15 protein-coding genes are annotated in these 20,976 nt (G+C 40.7%); 7 read left to right on the top strand and 8 right to left on the bottom strand.

The features are described 5' to 3' along the window. Window positions 1-108: 108 nt before the first annotated feature. The 5 genes from MTF66_RS16990 to metA all read right to left on the bottom strand — a co-directional run bounded on the left by MTF66_RS16990 (window position 109) and on the right by metA (window position 7,842). Window positions 109-1,716, bottom strand: coding sequence for a hypothetical protein (locus MTF66_RS16990; RefSeq protein ID WP_138620851.1), 1,608 nt, complete (start codon window positions 1,714-1,716; stop codon window positions 109-111). Then, on the bottom strand, window positions 1,706-2,725 hold the full coding sequence (locus tag MTF66_RS16985; RefSeq protein WP_138620848.1) for a hypothetical protein: 1,020 nt from the start codon (window positions 2,723-2,725) through the stop codon (window positions 1,706-1,708). Before MTF66_RS16985 ends, MTF66_RS16990 begins: the two co-directional genes overlap by 11 nt. Window positions 2,726-3,193: 468 nt before the next feature. Beyond that, a complete protein-coding gene (gene metH / locus MTF66_RS16980) occupies window positions 3,194-5,824 on the bottom strand; it encodes a methionine synthase (RefSeq protein ID WP_248527697.1) in 2,631 nt (876 codons plus the stop codon). 10 nt (window positions 5,825-5,834) lie between these two features. Next, window positions 5,835-6,905 (bottom strand): homocysteine S-methyltransferase family protein, encoded by a 1,071-nt coding sequence (locus tag MTF66_RS16975; RefSeq protein ID WP_138620844.1) that lies wholly within the window; start codon window positions 6,903-6,905, stop codon window positions 5,835-5,837. Next, on the bottom strand, window positions 6,895-7,842 hold the full coding sequence (metA, locus tag MTF66_RS16970) for a homoserine O-succinyltransferase (RefSeq protein ID WP_248527696.1): 948 nt from the start codon (window positions 7,840-7,842) through the stop codon (window positions 6,895-6,897). The genes MTF66_RS16975 and metA overlap by 11 nt, the downstream gene beginning before the upstream one ends. A gap of 225 nt (window positions 7,843-8,067) precedes the next feature. Between metA and ettA the strand changes: the two genes are divergently transcribed. The 3 genes from ettA (at window position 8,068) to MTF66_RS16955 (ending at window position 11,207) form a co-directional block, all read left to right on the top strand. Then, window positions 8,068-9,741, top strand: coding sequence for an energy-dependent translational throttle protein EttA (ettA, locus tag MTF66_RS16965; protein WP_008111928.1), 1,674 nt, complete (start codon window positions 8,068-8,070; stop codon window positions 9,739-9,741). Between the two features lie 137 nt (window positions 9,742-9,878). Continuing rightward, window positions 9,879-10,241 carry a PilZ domain-containing protein gene (locus MTF66_RS16960; protein ID WP_054202042.1) on the top strand — a complete coding sequence of 121 codons (363 nt, stop codon included), beginning with the start codon at window positions 9,879-9,881 and terminating at the stop codon, window positions 10,239-10,241. Window positions 10,242-10,298: 57 nt separating this feature from the next. Next, window positions 10,299-11,207, top strand: coding sequence for a histone deacetylase (locus MTF66_RS16955; protein WP_138620840.1), 909 nt, complete (start codon window positions 10,299-10,301; stop codon window positions 11,205-11,207). On the opposite strand, the gene MTF66_RS16950 is transcribed toward MTF66_RS16955, so the two are convergent. After that, window positions 11,208-12,206: an AraC family transcriptional regulator ligand-binding domain-containing protein gene (locus tag MTF66_RS16950; protein WP_248527695.1), complete on the bottom strand. Its 999-nt coding sequence runs from the start codon at window positions 12,204-12,206 to the stop codon at window positions 11,208-11,210. Next, the gene (locus MTF66_RS16945; RefSeq protein ID WP_010391112.1) at window positions 12,190-13,098 is read right to left on the bottom strand and encodes a GGDEF domain-containing protein; all 909 of its coding nucleotides are present in this window, start codon (window positions 13,096-13,098) and stop codon (window positions 12,190-12,192) included. The genes MTF66_RS16950 and MTF66_RS16945 overlap by 17 nt, the downstream gene beginning before the upstream one ends. 286 nt (window positions 13,099-13,384) lie before the next feature. Here MTF66_RS16945 and MTF66_RS16940 point away from each other — a divergent pair, with 286 nt between their 5' ends. From MTF66_RS16940 to MTF66_RS16925, 4 genes are all read left to right on the top strand, one after another. Continuing rightward, a complete protein-coding gene (locus tag MTF66_RS16940) occupies window positions 13,385-15,691 on the top strand; it encodes a TonB-dependent siderophore receptor (RefSeq protein ID WP_248527694.1) in 2,307 nt (768 codons plus the stop codon). A gap of 64 nt (window positions 15,692-15,755) precedes the next feature. Further along, a complete protein-coding gene (locus MTF66_RS16935; protein ID WP_248527693.1) occupies window positions 15,756-16,730 on the top strand; it encodes a metallophosphoesterase in 975 nt (324 codons plus the stop codon). 11 nt (window positions 16,731-16,741) lie between these two features. Next, window positions 16,742-18,694 (top strand): phytase, encoded by a 1,953-nt coding sequence (locus MTF66_RS16930; protein WP_248527692.1) that lies wholly within the window; start codon window positions 16,742-16,744, stop codon window positions 18,692-18,694. 135 nt (window positions 18,695-18,829) lie between these two features. Next, window positions 18,830-19,507 carry a hypothetical protein gene (locus MTF66_RS16925; protein WP_055011764.1) on the top strand — a complete coding sequence of 226 codons (678 nt, stop codon included), beginning with the start codon at window positions 18,830-18,832 and terminating at the stop codon, window positions 19,505-19,507. Window positions 19,508-19,510: 3 nt separating this feature from the next. Here the strand turns inward: MTF66_RS16925 and MTF66_RS16920 are convergent, their stop codons facing one another. After that, entirely contained in the window at window positions 19,511-20,974 is a 1,464-nt protein-coding gene (locus tag MTF66_RS16920) for a PLP-dependent aminotransferase family protein (RefSeq protein WP_248527691.1), read from the bottom strand. Between the last annotated feature and the right edge of the window lie 2 nt (window positions 20,975-20,976).

The following is a 20,976-nucleotide window of genomic DNA, read 5'->3' as shown; positions in this document are numbered from 1 at the left end:
AAGGCTTTAGCTGTCAGTATCGACCCATAGAGCTATAGGTTTTTTATCTAAAGTAAACTTTAGTAATGTTGATTAATGTATTAAAGTTAGATTTGCACCTTTTCTCTGTTATAAGCTCGTGACACCAAACTCTTTGCAGATATTCAAAAACTCATTATTATGCGTACTTGTTAATATTTTACTATCAGTGTGTGAACTGTAATCAAGAGCTGTAACTGCACCATAAGTCTCATATTTTTCAACAATATACTCTTCTTTTTTCAAAGTTGATGTAACAATCACTTGCTTATCTAAGTTCTCAAATATTTCAATCATTTTTAACTCTTTAAAGCTCGATAGTTCTCGATCTCTAAATGAATCTATAATAATTGGAAATTTATGTTTGAAAACAACATATAACGCATAGATTTTTGAGAAATAAAATTCTTGCTCTTCGCTTCCAGAATAATTCACTGAACGCTTAGTAAATAAACTTGTAAATGTTTGAACTCCGGTTTCATCTATTACAGAATAGATTTCGTTCATAATTTTAACGATCTTATCTACTAATTCTTTCTGCTGCTTAGAGAAACCTTCTTGCTTTGTACTAGAATCTTGTATTTTCTGAGTTAACAAACTAATCTCTTTCAGTGTATCTGAGCGCTCTTGATCCAATCCACCTGTATCTTTAAGCTCATCTTGAAATAATATTAAATCTCTTAGCTCTGGTGATACTTGAGTAAGTTCGTTATTCAATTCTTTCTGAATAACTGATATTTCATAATCGATTCGCGAGACAGCTTCTTTTTTCATTATAATATTATTTTCTAATGAAAGAAGAATTGACCGTCGAACTTCTTTATTACTGATATCAAAATTAACATTCTTTGATTTGTAAGTAATATTTTCACTACCACACTCATCACAATGTACTTTCCCAAGACTAATAGCTAGATTCAAAGAGTTTAGCTCTGCCTCTAAATTTTTATGGTTGTTCAGCCTAGTATTTTCGGAATACCTTTGTTTACGAAGCTTAACTACATTTTCATTTAGCTTTTTAAGGCGTAACTCTTGTTCTTTAAAGGCTTTGAAACTTTCAGAAGACTTAACATTCTCAAGAACAGCCTTATTAATATTAAAACGATCAATTTCTTTTGATAGTTTTGCTTCTTTAATTCTAAGCTGCTTTAAATCACCTTTAAATTTTTTTATTTCGTCACTAGATAGTTCAGTTCCAGCAATGCCATTAAGTGCATATAACATCTCAATAAAGTCAGATTTATTATAATATCCGCTATTAAAAATATTTGATGTATCTCGTTTATCTTGTCCAACAAAGAAAATTTGCAGGAAAAGGCTTAAGTCAACTATTTTGGGTAATCCTCGATGTACAATTTCTGGCAGTTTAAAAATATTTTTATCAAAAAAGTATTTAAACTCGGATGCAGACTCGAGAATATTTAATTGGCTATCGACTAAAACTGTAAATGTATTATTCCTTCTGAGAATTTTAAAGGTATTATTATCTAATTCAAATTCAAGGAAAAAGTAATAAGTTGAATTATCAAACCCTGCTGGAAAAATTGGCTCATTTCCTAGTGCATACATAATTCCCTGTAACACTAAGGTTTTCCCTTTGTTGTTATCGTTACTAAAAATAATGTTTAAATGTTCGCCAAAACGACTCTCAATAAAAGAAACCGAATCACTACCAAAAGCAAATTTCTTAATTTTCACTGATTAGACCATCCTTTATTATTGCAACAAGAAATTTGATTGAATCAACACTCATATGCTCTGTTTTTTGTATTAAGCTGGTATCAATCTCTCCGATTACATCTAAGACTTTTTTTGAGCGCTCTTTAGATAAAGAATCAAAAATAGCAGCGAATAATCGCCAAAAATACTTTTGGTTATTCTTATCAAAAAATGCTCGACTAAGCTCTGCATTTCTTTCAAAAACGTGGTCTTCTATATCATCCTCATCAATATATCTTGTAAACACAGCATAGCTACTAGGAAGACTTTTTCTAGTTGAAAATACATCCCCACCAACTAGCCTATTTAAAACGAATACTTGAAGATCTTGGCTTGTTAGGTGTCTTTTTAGCCCTAATACCTCGTTGGGTCTTTTAATTTCAATATTTTCGATATCAGAATTTTTGAGAGCGGTTTGCTTATCCCTAATTTCCTTGAATATTGCGGTGTAAAAATCATCCCCCTTTATATTAGAAGATTTAAACTTCATAATACCTTTTATGTAAGTACTTTCTTTAGATCTATCTTCAACAAATAGTACTTTTTCTAGAAAGTTATTTAGCTCTACATTTCCATCTAAGTTTGCCTTAGACCTTAGTCCTTCAAGTACTTTAATTCGTTGATTTTCTTTGAAATTACTGATTCCGTAATTTTTTAAAGATGTATTCTCAAGGTAACGCTCATGCAGCCTTGGCATGAAAAACACAAACTCTTGGAAGAAGGGACTAAATTTAGAAGTATAATTTTCGTATAGAGTTATTAAATAGGTACCAATTTTAAGAGGGGTTAAATTCTTTTCACCTTTCGATTGGACGTCCCATAGATTCTCTTTATCACACATACCTGCAACATCATTAAAACAATCAACGGTCAGTACGGTAATATCCGCGTACTTTTTTGTATTTGCAGCCAAATATAAAAGTGACTTTGTCTCAAAGACCGATGCTTTTAAATTGTTGCGCTCAGTTTTTGTAAATATATAAGTCACGTCAATGGACTCATATCAACAAGTGAGTATAGGTCTCGCATAAACTTAATAGTCCTTTCCAACGACATCATTCAATCCTTTTTTATTGTTTTTATAGCGAACAAAGACTTATCTTGAGTCTAACCTCTTAAATATAAAATTATAATAACCTAAAGGTATTATAATTATTTTACATCCACGTATAAAAACAATGTTAAGATAAATGTATAAACGATATGCCTCCTATTTCAGACCAAAACATTAACAAGTAACAATAACTGTAATAACTTCTATTGAGTAGAGCTGACAAACTTTTACAGATTAAAACGCATTTATTTACTGACGATAGGTACAGGTGGCCTATTTATTTCATCTATAGCCATGAAATAAATAGTCTCATACAAAAAACGAGCCTAATTTGGCTCGTTTTTCTTTTACTGATTGCTGACAGCTAAAAACTGACCGCTTCAACTTTTTACTGCTGCTCTTTTATTCTGGATCATACCCCAAGTTAGGCGATAACCACCTTTCGGCTTCTGCGAGCGTCATATTTGTTCGCTTAGCGTAGTCTTCTACCTGATCCTTTTGTACTGCCGCTACCGCGTAGTATTTCGCTTGTGGATGTGAGAAATACCAACCTGAAACAGCAGCCCCTGGCCACATGGCGTACGAGCTGGTGAGCTGCATACCAATACGTTCTTCGGTATCGAGCAACTGCCAAATTTTCTTTTTCTCGGTGTGCTCTGGGCACGCTGGGTAACCCGGTGCTGGGCGAATACCTTGGTAGTTTTCGCGAATTAGCTCATCGTTAGGCAGGTTTTCATCGGGTGCATATCCCCAATACTCTTTACGCACTTGCTCGTGCAGGTATTCGGCAAAGGCCTCAGCAAGCCTGTCGGCAACCGCTTTTACCATTATTTTATTGTAGTCGTCTTGCTTGGCATCGAACGCGTCAGCAAGATCGTCTTCTTCTAAGCCACCTGTTACCGCAAACGCACCAAAGTAATCTGGCGTACCTTTTGGCGCAATGTAATCGGCTAAACAGTAATTAGCAAAGTCGGTTTTTTCGGTTTGCTGGCGCAAATGGCACGAAGTAGTTAATAGCTCTTTGCGGGTTTCGTCGGTGTAAATTTCTATGTCATCGCCCACGCGGTTTGCAGGGAATAAACCAATTACACCTAGTGGTTGCAAAGTTCCTGATTTTTCAAGGTCGTCGAGCATATCGTTGGCGTCTTTAAACAAGCTCTGTGCTTGTTCACCCACTACTTCATCCTCCATTATGCGCGGATACTTACCGGCGATTGACCAGGTCATAAAGTACGGCGTCCAGTCTATGTATTTGCGTAAAGTCGCGATTGATACATTTTTAAACTCGGTCACGCCCAGCTTTTTCGGCACGGGTGGCGTGTAGTTATCCCAATCGAGCTTTGCTGCATTATCGCGGGCGCGCTGTATGGTAACCGGTTTTGAGCGCGGCTTTTTGCGTGCTTGTTGTTCGCGTACTTTGTCGTACTCGGCGGTGGTTTTAGCTAAAAATTCTGCTTTATACTCTTTTGATAATAAATTAGACACCACACCCACGGCGCGGCTGGCGTTATTTACATACACCACGCCTTTGTCGTACTGCGGCTCTATTTTAACTGCAGTATGCGCTTTTGAGGTGGTTGCCCCACCAATCATGAGTGGTAGCTCAAAGCCACGACGTTTCATTTCTTTGGCAACATGTACCATTTCATCAAGTGATGGGGTAATTAAGCCCGAAAGGCCTATAATATCGGCTTTTTCGTCAATTGCTGTTTGCAGTATTTTTTCGGTAGGTACCATTACGCCTAAGTCGATTACTTCGTAGTTATTACATTGCAGTACTACGCCTACAATGTTTTTACCTATATCGTGCACGTCACCTTTTACGGTAGCCATAACAATTTTACCGTTGGTCGCGCCTTCCTCTTTTTCGGCTTCAATGAATGGGTCAAGGTAGGCGACCGCGCGTTTCATTACACGGGCCGACTTAACCACTTGGGGTAAAAACATTTTACCCGCGCCAAATAAATCCCCAACCACGTTCATGCCATCCATTAATGGCCCTTCAATCACGTGAATAGGTTTATCAGCGCCAGCACGGCATTCTTCTGTGTCTTCATCTATAAAAGTGGTAATGCCTTTAACTAGAGCGTGTTCTAGGCGTTTTTCAACAGGCCATGTTCGCCACTCTAAATCTTCTACGCGTTCAGCTTGTGCCATGCCTGAATATTTAGGCGCAAGTTCAACAAGGCGCTCACCTGCACCTGGATCGGTATTAAGAATTACATCTTCTACGGCTTTGCGAAGTTCCTCGGGGATGTCGTCGTAAACCGCAAGCTGCCCTGCGTTTACTATGCCCATATCCATACCCGCTTTTATCGCATGATATAAAAATACCGAGTGAATCGCTTCGCGTACCGGGTTATTACCTCTAAACGAAAACGATACGTTTGACACCCCACCTGACACTTTACAATGGGGTAAATTTTGCTTAATACGGCGGGTGCCTTCAATAAATTCTACGGCGTAGTTGTCGTGCTCTTCTATGCCGGTGGCAACGGCAAATATGTTGGGGTCGAATATAATGTCTTCTGGCGGAAAGCCAATTTCGTCGACCAAAATACGGTAGCTGCGCTCACAAATTTCAAACTTACGATCGGCAGTATCGGCTTGACCTTCGGTATCAAACGCCATTACAACAGCGGCGGCGCCAAAGCGTTTTATAATTTTAGCTTGGCGAATAAACGGCTCTTCACCCTCTTTAAGTGAAATGGAGTTAACAATGGCCTTGCCTTGAATACACTTTAAGCCTGCTTCTATAACTTCCCACTTTGAGGAGTCGACCATTATAGGTACTTTAGAAATATCAGGCTCTGAGGCAATTAAGTTTAAAAACTTAACCATGGCGGCTTTTGAGTCCAGCATGGCTTCGTCCATGTTGATATCAATAACCTGTGCGCCATTTTCTACTTGTTCGCGAGCTACATTAAGGGCTGTTTCGTAGTCTTCTTCCATGATCAAACGTTTAAACATGGCCGAGCCAGTTACGTTAGTACGCTCGCCGACATTGGTAAATACTGCAATTTGTTGGGTCATTGGCGGCTCCTTAATTTAAGTTACAGGCTTCTAGGCCTGATAAACGCATACGCACTTCAAGCTCTGGTAATTTTCGTGGTGCTGCGCCTTCAAGCCCTTTGGCAAAGGCACGAATGTGCGCAGGCGTAGTGCCGCAGCAACCGCCAACAATATTAATAAAGCCCGATTTACCCCAATCTATGATCTCTTTTGCCATGTCGTCTGCTTCTAAATCGTATTCTCCAAACTCATTAGGTAAGCCCGCATTAGGGTGAACAGAGACAAAGGTTTCGCACACGCGCGATAGCTCTTCAACGTATTGGCGCAGTAAATCTGGCCCAAGAGCGCAATTTAAGCCAATTGAAAGCGGCTTAATATGGCGAATAGAGTTATAAAATGCTTCGGTGGTTTGCCCTGAAAGCGTGCGGCCTGAGGCGTCGGTAATAGTGCCTGATATCATCACTGGTAATGTACGCCCTGCTTGTTCAAACGCCTCTTCTACCGCGAATGAGGCGGCTTTTGCATTAAGCGTGTCAAATATGGTTTCGATAAGTATTAAATCAGCGCCGCCTTCCATTAATGCAAGAGTAGACTCTACATACGCAGTCACTAACTTATCAAAGGTGATATTACGATAGCCCGGGTCGTTTACATCCGGCGATAACGAACAGGTTTTAGATGTTGGCCCTAACACACCCGCTACATAGCGCGGTTTTTCTGGGGTTTTAGCGCTAAATTCATCACATACAGTACGGGCTAACTTAGCTGACTCTAAATTAACTTCACGGCTTATGCTCGCCATGTCGTAATCTTCCATCGAAATAGTGGTCGAGTTAAAGGTGTTAGTTTCGATAATATCGGCACCGGCGGCTAAAAAACTGCGGTGTATATCAGTAATAATTTCAGGCTTGGTTAGGCTTAATAAATCGTTATTACCTTTAATAAGCACGTGCCAATCTTTAAAACGTTCACCACGGTAGTCTTGCTCTTCAAGCTTATGCGCTTGGATCATGGTTCCCATTGCACCATCTAAAATTAAAATGCGCTGTTTGAGCGCAGCACTCAGCTCTTGATGCTTATTGTTTTGAGAATTATTCGGCATAGTTGTTAGTCCTTACGTCTTGGCTAACTAAGTTAATATCATAGGGTGTGGTTTGGTAAACGTAATAATTTAACCAGTTTGAAAACAGTAAAAACGCGTGGCTTTGCCATGTTTTAGACGGTTGTTTGCTGACATCGTCATCAGGAAAATAGTTTTCGGGCTTTGGCGCATCGGGACTTTTTTGTAAATCGCGCTCATATTCGGCTTTTAAACTGTCGGCATCATATTCGGGGTGGCCGGTAATAAACACTTGGCTGCCCGATTTATTTTTAAGTAAATACGCCCCTACTCGTTCAGAGCCTGCTAATACCACCAGCTCTTCACAGGCGTTTATTTTATTAATATCTATGTGGCCATAGCGTGAGTGGGGTACTAAAAAGGTATCGTCAAAGCCGCGGGTAAGTGCACCATGGGCAAAGTAGCATTGGTGGGTAAACACCCCACAGAGTTTATTGTCTTTTAAATTGCGCTTTAAATTATAACGGTGGTATAAGGCCGCGTGGGCAGCCCAGCACGAAAACAAGGTAGAAGTTACATGTTGCTCGGCCCAATCAATAATTACTTTGAGCTCTTCCCAATACGCTACTTCTTCATACTCTAAATGTGCGAGCGGTGCACCGGTAATTAACAGTGCATCGTAGTTGTTGTTTTTTACTTCTGAGAAATAACGATAAAAAGTATCTAAGTGTTGCTCTGAGTTGCTACTACTGCGGTGCGTGTCTAGGCGCAATAGCTCAACATTTACTTGCAGCGGAGAGTTAGCCAACAAGCGAATAAACTGTACCTCGGTTTCTACTTTATTAGGCATAAGATTAAGAATAGCCAAACGCATAGGGCGTATTTCTTGGGTTTTTGCACGCGTTTTTGGCATTACAAACACGTTTTCATGACGTAAACGTGCAATAGCTGGCAATTCGTCTTCTACTGTAATTGGCATTCTTAAAGCTCCTGCTCATAAAAACCGAGAGTTAATACGCTCTCATTATGAACAGAATGCCAAAAATATCAACCTCTAGATGTATAGATGTCTAAATGAAATTTATTCACGCAGCTTATATAAATTGAATATGTACTTTAAAACAGTGCCATTCGTTGACTGTTTCACCTGTGAGCCACTACAATACAGCATTGAAATTTTTATTATTATTTGAAGGCTTCTTCCATGGTTTTACCTGATAAGTTTATATTCTCGATGAGTCGAGTATCTAAGGTTGTGCCACCAAAACGCACTATCTTAAAAGATATTTCGTTGCATTTTTTCCCAGGCGCAAAAATTGGTGTGCTAGGTTTAAATGGTTCTGGTAAATCATCACTACTTCGCATTATGGCGGGTGTTGATGAAGAGTTTGAAGGTGAAGCTCGCCCTCAACCAGGCACTAAAATTGGTTACTTACCGCAAGAGCCTGTTTTGGACGAAAGCAAAACAGTTCGTGAAATTGTTGAAGAAGCTGTAGGTGAAGTAAAACATGCCCTTAACCGCCTTGACGAAGTGTATAACGAATACGCAATGGAAGGTGCTGACTTTGACGCACTGGCTAAAGAGCAAGGTGAATTAGAAGCGGTTATTCAAGCCCACGATGGTCATAATATCGATAACGTATTAGAGCGTGCTGCCGATGCACTTCGTTTACCTGAGTGGGATGCTAAAATTGAGCACCTATCGGGTGGCGAGCGCCGTCGTGTTGCTATTTGTCGTTTGTTACTTGAAAAACCAGACATGCTGATTCTCGATGAACCAACTAACCACTTAGATGCTGAGTCGGTTGCCTGGTTAGAGCGCTTCTTACATGACTACGAAGGCACTGTTGTGGCAGTAACGCATGACCGTTACTTCCTTGATAATGTAGCAGGTTGGATTTTAGAGCTTGACCGTGGTGAAGGTATTCCGTGGGAAGGTAACTACTCGTCTTGGCTTGAGCAAAAAGATGCCCGCTTACAACAAGAGCAAAAATCTGAAAAAGCACGTCAAAAATCAATTGCACAAGAACTTGAGTGGGTGCGTTCAAACCCTAAAGGTCGTCAAGCTAAGTCAAAAGCACGTATGGCGCAGTTTAGCGAGCTACAACAGTCTGATTACCAAAAACGTAACGAAACCAACGAATTGTTTATTCCACCTGGCCCACGTTTAGGTGACCAAGTATTAGAAGTAAACAACTTACGTAAAAGCTTTGGCGACCGCGTTTTAATTGATGATTTAAGCTTTAGCATGCCTAAGGGCGCTATTGTGGGTATTATTGGTGCCAATGGTGCAGGTAAATCAACGCTATTCAAAATGTTAAGCGGTGAAGAGCAGCCAGATAGCGGCAATATTAGCATTGGTGAAACAGTAGAACTGGCAACTGTTGATCAGTTCCGTGGCAACATGGACGAAAGTAAAACGGTATTCCAAGAAATCTCTGACGGCCAAGATGTACTAAAAATTGGTAACTTTGAGTTCCCAAGCCGTGCTTACGTTAGCCGTTTTAACTTTAAAGGTAACGATCAGCAAAAGTTTGTTAAAGACTTATCTGGCGGTGAGCGCAACCGTTTACACCTAGCTAAGCTGTTAAAAGCAGGCGGCAACGTGGTGCTTCTGGATGAGCCAACTAATGACTTGGACGTTGAAACATTACGTGCTCTTGAGAATGCTATTTTAGAATTCCCAGGTTGTGTAATGTGTATCTCGCATGACCGTTGGTTCCTTGACCGTATTGCTACACACATTTTAGATTACCGCGACGAAGGCCAAATTAACTTCTTTGATGGTAACTACACTGAATACGAAGAGTGGCTTAAAAAGACTCTTGGCGCAGAAGCTGCACAGCCTAAGCGCATAAAGTATAAAAAAATTGGCTAACAGCCACAGTGAATAAGTTAAAAGCCCTGCATTTAATGCGGGGCTTTTTTATGCGAGCTATTTTTATCTTTAAGCAAATTGGCGTGTTGGGCATTACCAGCTATGCTTATTATAAATAACAGCTTTATAAGATTATTATGCAAAACCGTCGGCAATTTTCTCGTATTATGTTCTCTACTGCAGCGCAATTAGTTATGGCTAGCAGCCAGTATGAATGCACTCTATTAGATATCTCTTTACATGGTGCGCTTATTACTAAAAGCGATACATTTACTGGGAACAAAAATGACGAAGCAGTACTACGTTTTACTTTGCCACAAAGCGATATTGAAATAAAAATGCCGGTGGTTATTCGTCACATAGAAGAAAACCATATTGGTCTTAAATGCCATAGTATTGATATAGACAGTATCACGCATTTAAAGCGTTTAGTTGAGCTAAACCTTGCTGATGAAACATTATTACACCGCGAGCTTGAAACGCTTATTCACCAAACATAAATAGACGCACTGCGTGAAGTTGATTACCATAATCAAAAATAATTAAACGACGCAGATATGAGTTTAAACCCCAATCTACCTTTAGTTTATCATCCTAACTACTCGTTTAGTTTTGATCCCAAGCATCGCTTTGTAATGAGTAAATTTGCTCAGCTACACCAGCATGTTAAAACCCTTGGACTTGCTGGCAGTAATATCATAGAGCCACCACATGGTAGTGTAGAAGAGCTAGAAATAGTACATTGTGAAAATTACATTCACGATTTATGGCATAACCGCCTAGACGAAAAAGCCATGCGCCGTATTGGCCTGCCTTGGTCACAAGCACTAATGAACCGCACATTTACCGCCCCGCTAGGAACACTGCAAACCGCGCGTTTAGCGCTTAAAAATGGGCTTGCGTGCCATTTAGCGGGCGGCACTCACCATGCCCACAGTGATTTTGGATCGGGTTTTTGTATGGTGAACGATTTAGCTTTTACCGCACAAACGTTAATTCAAAATCGTGAAGTGACCAACGTACTGATTTTTGATTTAGATGTTCACCAAGGCGATGGCACCGCAGCTATGTTGTCCCATCAACCTTATGCGTTTACCTGTTCAATACACTGTGAAAAAAACTTCCCATTTAGAAAGTCCCCTAGCGATTTAGATATTGGTTTAGCCAATAATATGCAAGATGCTGAATATTTAGGTATTGTTGACGATACGCTGCAATTTTTATTAAACGAGCTTAACCCGGATCTTGTTTTATACGATGCTGGCGTTGATATTTGGCAAGAGGATGGCTTAGGCAAACTGGATATTAGTTGGCAAGGGATAGAAAAGCGCGATCACTTAGTGCTTAAACGCTGCCTTGCAAATAATACTCCTGTTGCCACTGTGATTGGTGGAGGCTATGACAGAGATCATCAGCGCCTAGCAAAGCGCCATGGCATTGTTATAGAGCAAGCGGCTAGTTTTTAATTATATTTTTAACTGACTTGGCGTAATGCCGGTCCAACGCTTAAATGCTCGGCGAAAGTTAGGAATATCATAAAATGCAAGCCGATCAGCCACACGTTCATTACCTTGCTGGCACACCCCCAGTAAATGCAGAGCTTTTAGTTTATTTTGCTCATCTTGTAATTGAGAGTAACTGACACCGTGTTGTTTTAACTTACGTTTAAACGTAGCAGAGCTCATGGCAAAATGCTCAGCACTGTTAGCAAGGCTGTTGTTTTTATCACGGTAAATGCGCTGGCACACAGCCTCAACAAAAGACTGTGATACATTCTTATGTAACTCACTTTGCGCTATGCACTGCTGCCACCTAAGCTGACTAGCCTCTGGGTTTGTGCACTTAAGTAGTTGTTTATTAAAGTGCCAACGGGTATAGGGTTGTTCAAACCGTATTCGTAAGCCTAAGTGCTGCTCATATTCTTGAATATGCCGCGGGCGTTTACAGGTAAAGTCAAAATAACAATGTGGATACACATTACATACTCGTTTTAGTAAGCTCATTAACGCAGCGCTGTATATTTCAAAACAATAATTTTTTAATGACTCGTCAATACCGATACTCGGTTGCAAGTACAGATATAAATCGTCTTTAAATATATGCCTACGGGTAAATAATAAAGGGGCAATAACGGTACTAATTTGTTGTAATTGCTTCAAAGCCATACCTAAACTGGGGCTTAAACGCACACTTTGCACTGCTGGGCTAACGTCATTAACCAATTGATGACCCAGTAAAAAGCCACTATCATTACTCTTCATTAAGGCTTTAAACTGGCTAATTAAAGCCAATAACTGCGATAAACTAAAGCGCTGTGATAGATCATATAAATCTTGCTCAAAAATACCCGTACCACGCAGCAATTTATGCAGCGGGATCCCTCGTCCTTGAGCAAGCTCCACCAGCGCAGTGATCATTCCCTCCGCGCTGAGGTATTTATCATCTAGGCTAATATACTGCTGCACCTACAAGCGCCTTTTCTTGTTGTAATTGTTGATGTAACTGGCTGGTTTGCTGCACTGGATCTTGCGCTAAATCCATTGCCATGGTGGCGGTTAAAATATGCTGAAACTGTGCGCCTTTGCTTTTTGCGACTTTAAACGCACAATGGTTAAGCGCCGCTTTCATTTGCGCTAGTAATTCTTTGGCTTGGCTTTGGCTGGTATTCGGCATAAGCACAATAAAGCAATCTCCGGCATAGCGACAAAGCACATCATTTAACCGGCAATTCATTACTAATAAATCACTAATTTCTCTTAGTAACCTATCACCTTCACTAAAACCAAACTGCGCATTAAACTTTGCAAAATCACGAATATCAATAACACCTAAAGTACCCCCTTGCTGCTCTGTTTGTTGTTGCTGCATGAGTGAATGTAAGTAGTTAACTCGGTATAACCCTGTTACCGGACAGACCTTTTCATGTTCGCGAAGATGCGCTTCACGACGACGCAATTGACGATTTAAAACAAATTGCTCTTGATGCCAATAATAAAGCCCTGCGCTGGTAAGCGACATACCAAACGGCGCTGGTAGTGACTCAAACCAGGTGAGCCATAATTGTGAAGGTTGTTTTAACCACTCATCAAGTAAATCGAGTGTAGCTGAGAACATAAACAAACCTAAACCTAACACTAATAAGGTAGTTACTTTGCCTGGCGGACGTGAAATAAGTAACGCAACTATCCAGCTGAGGGTCATCAACACAATACCGCCCTCACCAACAATATCGAGCCACGCAATTTCTTGCCATTGCTTAAGTTCGCCAAAGTAAGCGCATATTGCTACAGCAATAACTAATAATAAAATGATGGTATTAGTTAATTTTGCATGGCTGGTAAATGGGTTATATCGCATTGTTTAAGTCTTCTAAGATTTACACTATTACGTATGCTAGCGCGGTACTGATTTATTAGGCAGAGTCATTTTGGCTCATTGATATGACATTGAGATTAAAATTTATAAGTATTTAACCTAGTAATAACCATTTTTAGTGCGCTGGAGCCGTGTTTAAAAAGCTCAAATGTCTGTTTGAAAAGTACTAAGTTGGCGTTTTGTCAGGAATTAACTGTAAAACTGTCACATTAGCGTCATTAACTTTTTTTAGTTTGCTCACCAAACCAAGGACAACCGGAGCAAATCAATGAAACAATTTAAGTTAAATGCTGTTGTGGCGGCATTAGCACTGAGCCAATTTAGTGTTAGCGTGAATGCAGAGGAACAAACATCGCCAAGGGAACCTGAAGTAAAGGTTTCTGAAGAGCTTGTGGTCTATGGCGAGATTGGTTATCGCAACCGCTCGCAAGAACTAGCGCCCACGCTGGAATACTCACAAGAATACTTTCAACGCTTTGAGCCACTTACCGCCGGTGATGCGCTAAAGCGTGTTCCTAGTGTGACTTTTTTATCTGACGTACTTGAATCAGACGGCGCACGTATGCGCGGCTTAAGCCCTGCTTACACAAAAGTACTTATTAATGGCGAAGAAGTTCCGGGCGCCGGTGCTGACCGTTCATTTTTTGTGGACCGTATTCCAGCAGAATTAATTGAGCGTGTAGAAATTATTCGTTCATCTAGTGCCAACCGCTCTGCCGATGCCATAGCAGGCACACTTAATATTGTACTTCGCGATGGCTACAGCTTAGACGGTGGTTATATTCGCGCTGGTGGCTTACGTTACGATGACGGCGAACTAAAAGAAAGCTTTGCGGGCGTTTACGGTACTGAGTTTGCAGGTGGCCGTTTACTAGTAGGTGCCAATTTACAAGGTCGTTATAACCCAAAACAAAAATCAAGCAGACGTTATGGCGATAGCCCTGAAAATAACCCTAATTACGCAACAGACGATTTTGATAACCGTGAAGATCAATCTGATATCCGTGATGGTGATGATACCTCTTTAAATGCCAGCTTTGAAAAGGTGTTTGATAACGGTGGCAAGTTTGATATTAGCGCCATGTGGGTTGATACCGATCGTACCGAAGATGAGCGCTCTTTTGAATACGACGACGCATCTGCAACCTCAGGCTCTGTCGTTGAGGGTGGTAATTTAATCTCAGATAACGCAAACGTTTCGTTTATTGATCAAACCAACTACAACATTAATTCTGGCTATGAATTACCACTACTGGGCGGTACCAGCAAATTTAAAGTAGGCTATGCCAGCTTTGAAGAGTCTGTTTACGAACAAGAAGTTGAGCTTGATACCTCAGAGCTCCCAATGGTGTTTGAAGAAGCAGAAGAAACCGTTGATATCGATGATAAAGAATGGTCATTACAATGGCAGCACAGCTTACTGGTAGGTGACTCGAAAGAAGTTCAATTTGGTGCTTTTGTGCAAGGCAAAGAGCGCGATACCGCCATTTTTGTCGCTGAAGATGAGCTGGAAAAAGACTTTACCAATTGGGAGCAATTCTCTCAGAATCCACTGACTCTTGCCGGTTTTAATAACGAATTTGAACCAGTAGACGGCGGTGTTAATAAACTTGAAGAAGACCGTTTTGATTTATTTGCGCTAATCAAGCATGAAGCGGATGTGTTCTCATGGGAGATGGGTGTGCGCTGGGAGTCAACTGACTCAAGCATTACCGATACAAATGAAGGCGTTACTGCCGAAAATGATTATGACTTTTTCTTACCGTCGGCTCACTTTCGTTACAGCGTCAGTGATAACGGACGAGTCAGCGCCTCTGTTGCTCGCAGCTTACGTCGCCCTGACTTTGACTACATGACACCCGCCCTACTTGAAGAAGAGCTCGCTGATAATGACTTTTTAGGCAACCCAAGCCTTAAACCAGAATCATCTTGGGGTATCGATTTAGGTTACGAATACCGTTTAGGTAAAAGTGGCGTTGTAGGTGTAAACGTATTTTACCGTGACGTTAGCGACCTTATTGAAATTGCCAGTACCGGTGTTGAAGGCTCAGAAGGCGAAGGCACATTTGTACTGCAACCACAAAATACCGGCGACGGCACAGTTCAAGGTATTGAGTTTGATTTATCAACCCCACTTAGCGCCTTGAACATGCCTAATACAGGTATCTTCTTAAATTACTCTTGGCTCGACAGTGAAGTTGAAGACAGTTTTGGTAAGCGTAAATTTAACGACCAGTCTGATTATGTTTATAACGTTGGCTTTATCCAAGATTTACCAACACTACGCGCATCATTTGGGGCAACGTACCGTAACCAAGGTGATGCATACGGGCGCTTCGTGGGTGAAGAAGTGACAACTTCTTACGGAGCTGATTTAGAGCTTTTCGTTGAAAAGCGCTGGAATGACATCACTCTTCGCCTTGTAGGTTCAAACTTACTGGATGCCAGTAAAGATGAAGTCTTCAACAAGTTTGACTCGCTTGATGATCAAAACAATCGTGACTTTGATGAGTACGAGCTTGAATCGGAAGAAGCAGGCCCAGTGATTCAAGTAATGTTGCGTTACGCATTCTAATCACACGTATTGTCATTTTAAGCACGTATTGGCAAACCATCGCGTGCTTTTTTGGAGTTAGAACATGTTTAAATTGTCTTTCATAATGGCTGCGCTACTGTGCTCATCAGCGCTTAGTGCAAACGAGCCTGTTATTTATAAAGATGCACTATACCAGCAACAAAAAATAACCAAGTTAACTACGCTACCCGACAGCCTTAACTTTATGGTTATTGGTGATTGGGGACACAACGGCCACTTTTATCAAAAAGAAGTGGCTCATCAGCTAGAAATTGCCATGTACCAAACCGATGCCGATTTTATTGTCTCGACCGGCGATAACTTTTACCCAAATGGTGTGGCAAGCGTGAACGATCCTCTTTGGCAATCAGCCTTTGAGAACATATACCATGGCCCGCACACATTTGAAGATTGGTATATTGTGTTAGGTAATCACGATTACTTGGGTAATGCCCAAGCACAAATTGACTACACAGAAAAAAGCCAGCGCTGGCAGTTACCTGCAAGGTACTACAGTAAAACATTTTCGCTTGAAAACAATGAGCAAGTGTTAATGGTTTTTTTAGATACCAATCCAATTCAGCCTGAATATAAAGATCGTGATAAATACCGTTCAACCCAAGGGCAAGGCTATAAAACCCAACTTACTTGGCTTGAAACCCAGCTTGCTGGCAGTAAAGCAAAATGGAAAATTGTGGTAGGCCATCACCCGCTTTACTCAAGCGGCAAACGCTTTGGCCGCAACCAAGGGCTTCGCGACATTTTAGAACCTATTTTGGAGCGTCATAACGTGCACGCTTATATCGCAGGGCACGAGCACGACTTGCAATACAATCAACCAAAAAATAGCAAGGTGGCTCACTTTGTCTCTGGTGGTGGCAGTGAAGCACGGTTTGTAAAACAACGTGAGTTTACCCGCTACGCAGAAGCAACACCGGGTTTTTTAAGTATCTCTATCAATGGCGAAACTCTCAGTGTAAGCGCGATTAATCACCTTGGTGAAGTACGTTTTAGCACTGAAAAGCACATAGATAAGTAAAGGATAAAATAATGAACTTTGAACTAAATACAATTTTAGCGGTACTATCAAGTGCTGTGCTTTTAACTGCGCTTGGCGGTTGTACAAGTAATGACGATACCCAAAACACGACAGAAATAGCAAAGCCGGCTGTTGAGGCTAAGCTATTTGGCCCACAACAAAACATGCAAGGCTCACAAGCAGCTGCACTTGGTAATAATCAATGGCTAATGGCGAGCGAAAGCCAGGGCTTATTACTTACCGATAACGAGAAAAGCAGTGTGTTGTTAGCCGGTAACTTTGAGTCAATTTCACTAAAACAATTATCAGCGCAGCAATTTATATTAGCCAGTCTTGATAAAAGCCAAGACAACGTAGCTATTTTTAAGCTTACAAAAAATGGCCAAACTTGGCAGCTTAATGAACTCACTCGTATTAGTCCGCCTCAAGCTCAACCTGATGCTGTGTGTTTATTTAAAAACAGCAATACCGAGACTGTATCAGCATTTGTGCCAGATGTTCGCGGCCTGATCAGCGAAACGGTTATATATGATTTAGCAACTAACCAAGCTAAAAATATCGCAGTACGTGAATTTCCTGCGGTCACTGAGGCTTCAGGTTGTACAGTAAATGACGACACAAAAACCCTGTATGTGGGTGAGGCAGAGCTCGGAGTGTGGGCCATTAATGCTGATGCAGAATCAGATGCCAATAAGCAACCTGTGGCTTTAGTACAGCCATACGGCGAATTAAAAACTGAAATCGGAGCTTTATCAGTATCACAAGACGGTACTTTATGGCTCAGCGCCACTGACGATAGTATGGTTTATGCTTACCAAGCTCAAACAGACACGCTTAGCCAATGGTCACTGTCAGGTGAGTACACTATTGAGTCTGTTGCAGCAAGCTTTATTAATGACAATCAAGCGCAGCTAGTTTTGTTTGATGATGAAACCGGCGCTTACATTCAAGCAAACGTTAACTACGCAGCGCAAACTTCTGTCTCAAATAGCAAAGTTGCTATGACTCACCTTCATGCCAGCGCACAAACCACACCGGTTGCAGCGTTTGGTGATGCAGCAGATGACCCAGCAATTTGGATAAATGAGCAAGACGCTAAAAACAGCTTAATTTTAGGCACAGATAAACGCCGCGGCTTGATGGTTTATGACCTTGCTGGCAACAAAGTACAGTCGCTCAATATAGGGCGTTTAAATAATGTTGATGTGCGCCAACATCAAGGTATAAACAACGAAACCCATACGTGGATCACTGCCAGCAACCGTACGCTTAACAGTATTAGCGTATTTACTGTTGATGGCGATAACAAACTAAACCATGTAACAGAGGTCGCGACTAACCTACCTGAGATTTACGGTATGTGTATGTATTCGTCTGATTCTGGCCATTACGTATTTGTTAATGATAAATCAGGTTTATTTCAACAATACAAATTAACTGGTAATGCTAATTCCGTAACAGGTGAATTGGTCAGAGAATTTACCCTACCTAGTCAGCCAGAAGGCTGTAGTGCTGATGATAAACTAGGCCAATTATTTGCAGGTGAAGAAGATGCTGGTATTTGGTATATCGGCGCAGAGCCTACCGCTGGTAACAAAGCAGTAAAGCTACAAAGTGTGAATGAACAACTGGTGGCAGATGTAGAAGGTATGGAAATTTATCATGCTAATGATGGGCGCTATTTAGTGGTATCAAGCCAAGGCGATAATAGCTATGTGCTTTACAAAATCTCAGATGATACACAGCCTAGCCTCAGTTTTGCAGGTAAGTTTAATGTGATTGCTAACCTAGATAAAGGCATAGATGGCGTAGGTGAAACTGACGGTTTAACCGTTACAGCAAAAGCTTTACCAGGTTATCCTGAAGGCATGCTTATAGTGCAAGACGGCTACAACCGTATGCCACTGCAACCGCAAAACTTTAAAGTTATTGACTGGCGAGAAGTGAAAAAAGCAATTAAATAATAGCTAACTCTAAATATACTGATACACACTAAAGCTTTAGTGTGTATCACGTTTAAGCCTTACTAAAATTTAACTAAAGATAATTTTTTATAAATGTATACTACACTTTATATCTATAAATTAATTGAGGTTATTATGCGGCTACCCTACTTCGTATCTTTATTTATCAGCATTGTATTTTGTACCAGCTCGCTTGCTAATGCCGAAGAGCCACCAGAACTTCCGCCATTAAACCCCAAATATGAAGCAGAGCATGCCATGGTATTGGTTAATAAAGGCTCAAGTGTATACGCCATTAACATTCCAAGCTTTGAGCTTCCCTTTGATATGCATGTTATGTACAAGGTAGATGTATCTGATATTCCATTTTTAGATTTAGTACGTGATGCTGAGTTAGTTACAGTAAAATCAAAGCCGTTTAATATTCAACGCTTAATGCGAGGCGAAGAAGTCGCGATTACCGCAGATGTGTATCTTGGAGATTATAGACAAGGAGGTAGCTTAGTTTACAGCGATAAATTAATAGAGCTTAGCGAGCAGTTATTTACTCGTGAGCTAACTGATTTAAGCCCAGCCTCAAAATGGCAACAGTACGACATGGTTACGCTAAAAAATAACGAGCGTATTTACATTCACCAAATAACTCAACCACCAAGCTATCATCATATTATGTTTGTTGATTTAAGTGGTGCCTGTTTACAAAAGTTTCGCACCTCAACTGAAGTGCCCTCTGCTGGTGAGCTAAATTATAAGTTTATAAATTGTGGCACATTGAAACCGATGTTTTATGATGCTGAAAGCTTAAGTAAATAAGCTTTATTTGAAAACGTGTTCAGCAATCAATTTAAGCCCAGCTTGCATCGCCAAAGTTGATTGCCCAGCAAATCCTAAACGTACATAACTATGTTGCTTAGGTATTAAGCTACGTTCTGAGTCTTTAAAGTAAAATTCAGGCTCAACCTGTATATACACACCTTTACTTTGTAGTACTTGCTTTAATTGATCCACCGGTTTATTTAAATTAACCCACATAGCCATACCACCATCAGGTTTTATATATTCAATTGGATAGCCTGATAATTGCAGCTGCGTTAGATAATCACCCATCGCTTCATAGCGCTGCTTATAGAGCTTTGTCATACGCTTTAAATGGCGTTCAAAACCACCTTCTTTCATCCAGTGTGCGACAGCTAATTGCATAACCACATCATTTTTATGGTTCATTAGCTGCTTCCATGCGGTTAATTGTGCGATTACCCCAGGCGCTGCACAGATATAACCAATCCTTGCTGCTGAAAACATAATTTTTGAAAACGTTGATAGATATATCACAATGCCTGCGGGGTCATCGGCAGCCATGGGTTGCAAAGGCTGGCAACGGTAGTGAAATTCATGGTCGTAGTCATCTTCAATAATCATCACATTATGGGCATAACACAGCTGATAAATTTGTAAGCGCCGGGTGGGTGATAAGGTCACAGTCGTTGGGTATTGATGCAGTGGCGTTAAATACAGAAGTTTAATGGGATAGCGTTCAAGCTGAGTTTTTAAATCATCAACACACAACCCTTCATCATCTTGTTTTATATCTATAAGCTGCGCGCCACATGCTGCAAATGCTTTACGAGCAGGCGGGTAACCTAAGGTTTCGGTTGCAACATAATCGCCTTTATTAATAAAGGCTTTTGATACTAAAAAAAGCGCTTCTTGAGAGCCATTACACATAAGAATATCGGCTGTTTTTAGGTTTCGTACTTTGTGTAAATAATGACTAATTTGCGATTTTAAATTAGGCTCCCCAGCCACATTACCATAGTGAAATTGGCTGGTATCTAAATGATTAAACACATGACTTACAGAGCGTTTAAATTCTTTATAGGGAAAGCATGTTAAATCGGGTAAGCCTCCAGCAAAGTTATAAGCATAGTGATTTAAGTCCATTGTAGGTTCTGACACCGTAAGCGTGGTAGCAAATCGATACGGCTTAGGATCCAATGCTTGAGACTGGGCAGTGTTTATACTGTTTTGAATAGGCAATGTATTGGTAACGCTGTAGCCTGATCGTTCATAGGATTCCAACCATCCTTCTGCGACAAGAAGTTGTAGGGCATTCATTATTGTATGACGGTTTAATCCGTATGCTTGTGCCATATCGCGTGCAGAGCTGAGTTTGCTGCCAGCGAGAATGTCCCCTTTTATAATCGACTCCCTAAGTGCATCTGCTATTTGCAGGTATTTAGCTTTACTCTGGCTAGTGAGCTTTATATTAAGTGGCTGCATAA

It is taken from the genome of Pseudoalteromonas sp. 2CM39R (genome assembly GCF_023161845.1).
The sequence above is the reverse complement of the archived record's forward strand: the minus strand, read 5'-3'. Positions and strand labels throughout refer to the sequence as shown.

What these genes read in the sequence shown, in the direction of transcription:
- metH (WP_248527697.1), bottom strand. Translation starts at nt 5,824, where the DNA reads ATGACCCAACAAATTGCAGTATTTACCAATGTCGGCGAGCGTACTAAC.
- MTF66_RS16975 (WP_138620844.1), bottom strand. Translation starts at nt 6,905, where the DNA reads ATGCCGAATAATTCTCAAAACAATAAGCATCAAGAGCTGAGTGCTGCG.
- metA (WP_248527696.1), bottom strand. Translation starts at nt 7,842, where the DNA reads ATGCCAATTACAGTAGAAGACGAATTGCCAGCTATTGCACGTTTACGT.
- ettA (WP_008111928.1), top strand. Translation starts at nt 8,068, where the DNA reads ATGGTTTTACCTGATAAGTTTATATTCTCGATGAGTCGAGTATCTAAG.
- MTF66_RS16960 (WP_054202042.1), top strand. Translation starts at nt 9,879, where the DNA reads ATGCAAAACCGTCGGCAATTTTCTCGTATTATGTTCTCTACTGCAGCG.
- MTF66_RS16955 (WP_138620840.1), top strand. Translation starts at nt 10,299, where the DNA reads ATGAGTTTAAACCCCAATCTACCTTTAGTTTATCATCCTAACTACTCG.
- MTF66_RS16945 (WP_010391112.1), bottom strand. Translation starts at nt 13,098, where the DNA reads ATGCGATATAACCCATTTACCAGCCATGCAAAATTAACTAATACCATC.
- MTF66_RS16940 (WP_248527694.1), top strand. Translation starts at nt 13,385, where the DNA reads ATGAAACAATTTAAGTTAAATGCTGTTGTGGCGGCATTAGCACTGAGC.
- MTF66_RS16935 (WP_248527693.1), top strand. Translation starts at nt 15,756, where the DNA reads ATGTTTAAATTGTCTTTCATAATGGCTGCGCTACTGTGCTCATCAGCG.
- MTF66_RS16930 (WP_248527692.1), top strand. Translation starts at nt 16,742, where the DNA reads ATGAACTTTGAACTAAATACAATTTTAGCGGTACTATCAAGTGCTGTG.
- MTF66_RS16925 (WP_055011764.1), top strand. Translation starts at nt 18,830, where the DNA reads ATGCGGCTACCCTACTTCGTATCTTTATTTATCAGCATTGTATTTTGT.
- MTF66_RS16920 (WP_248527691.1), bottom strand. Translation starts at nt 20,974, where the DNA reads ATGCAGCCACTTAATATAAAGCTCACTAGCCAGAGTAAAGCTAAATAC.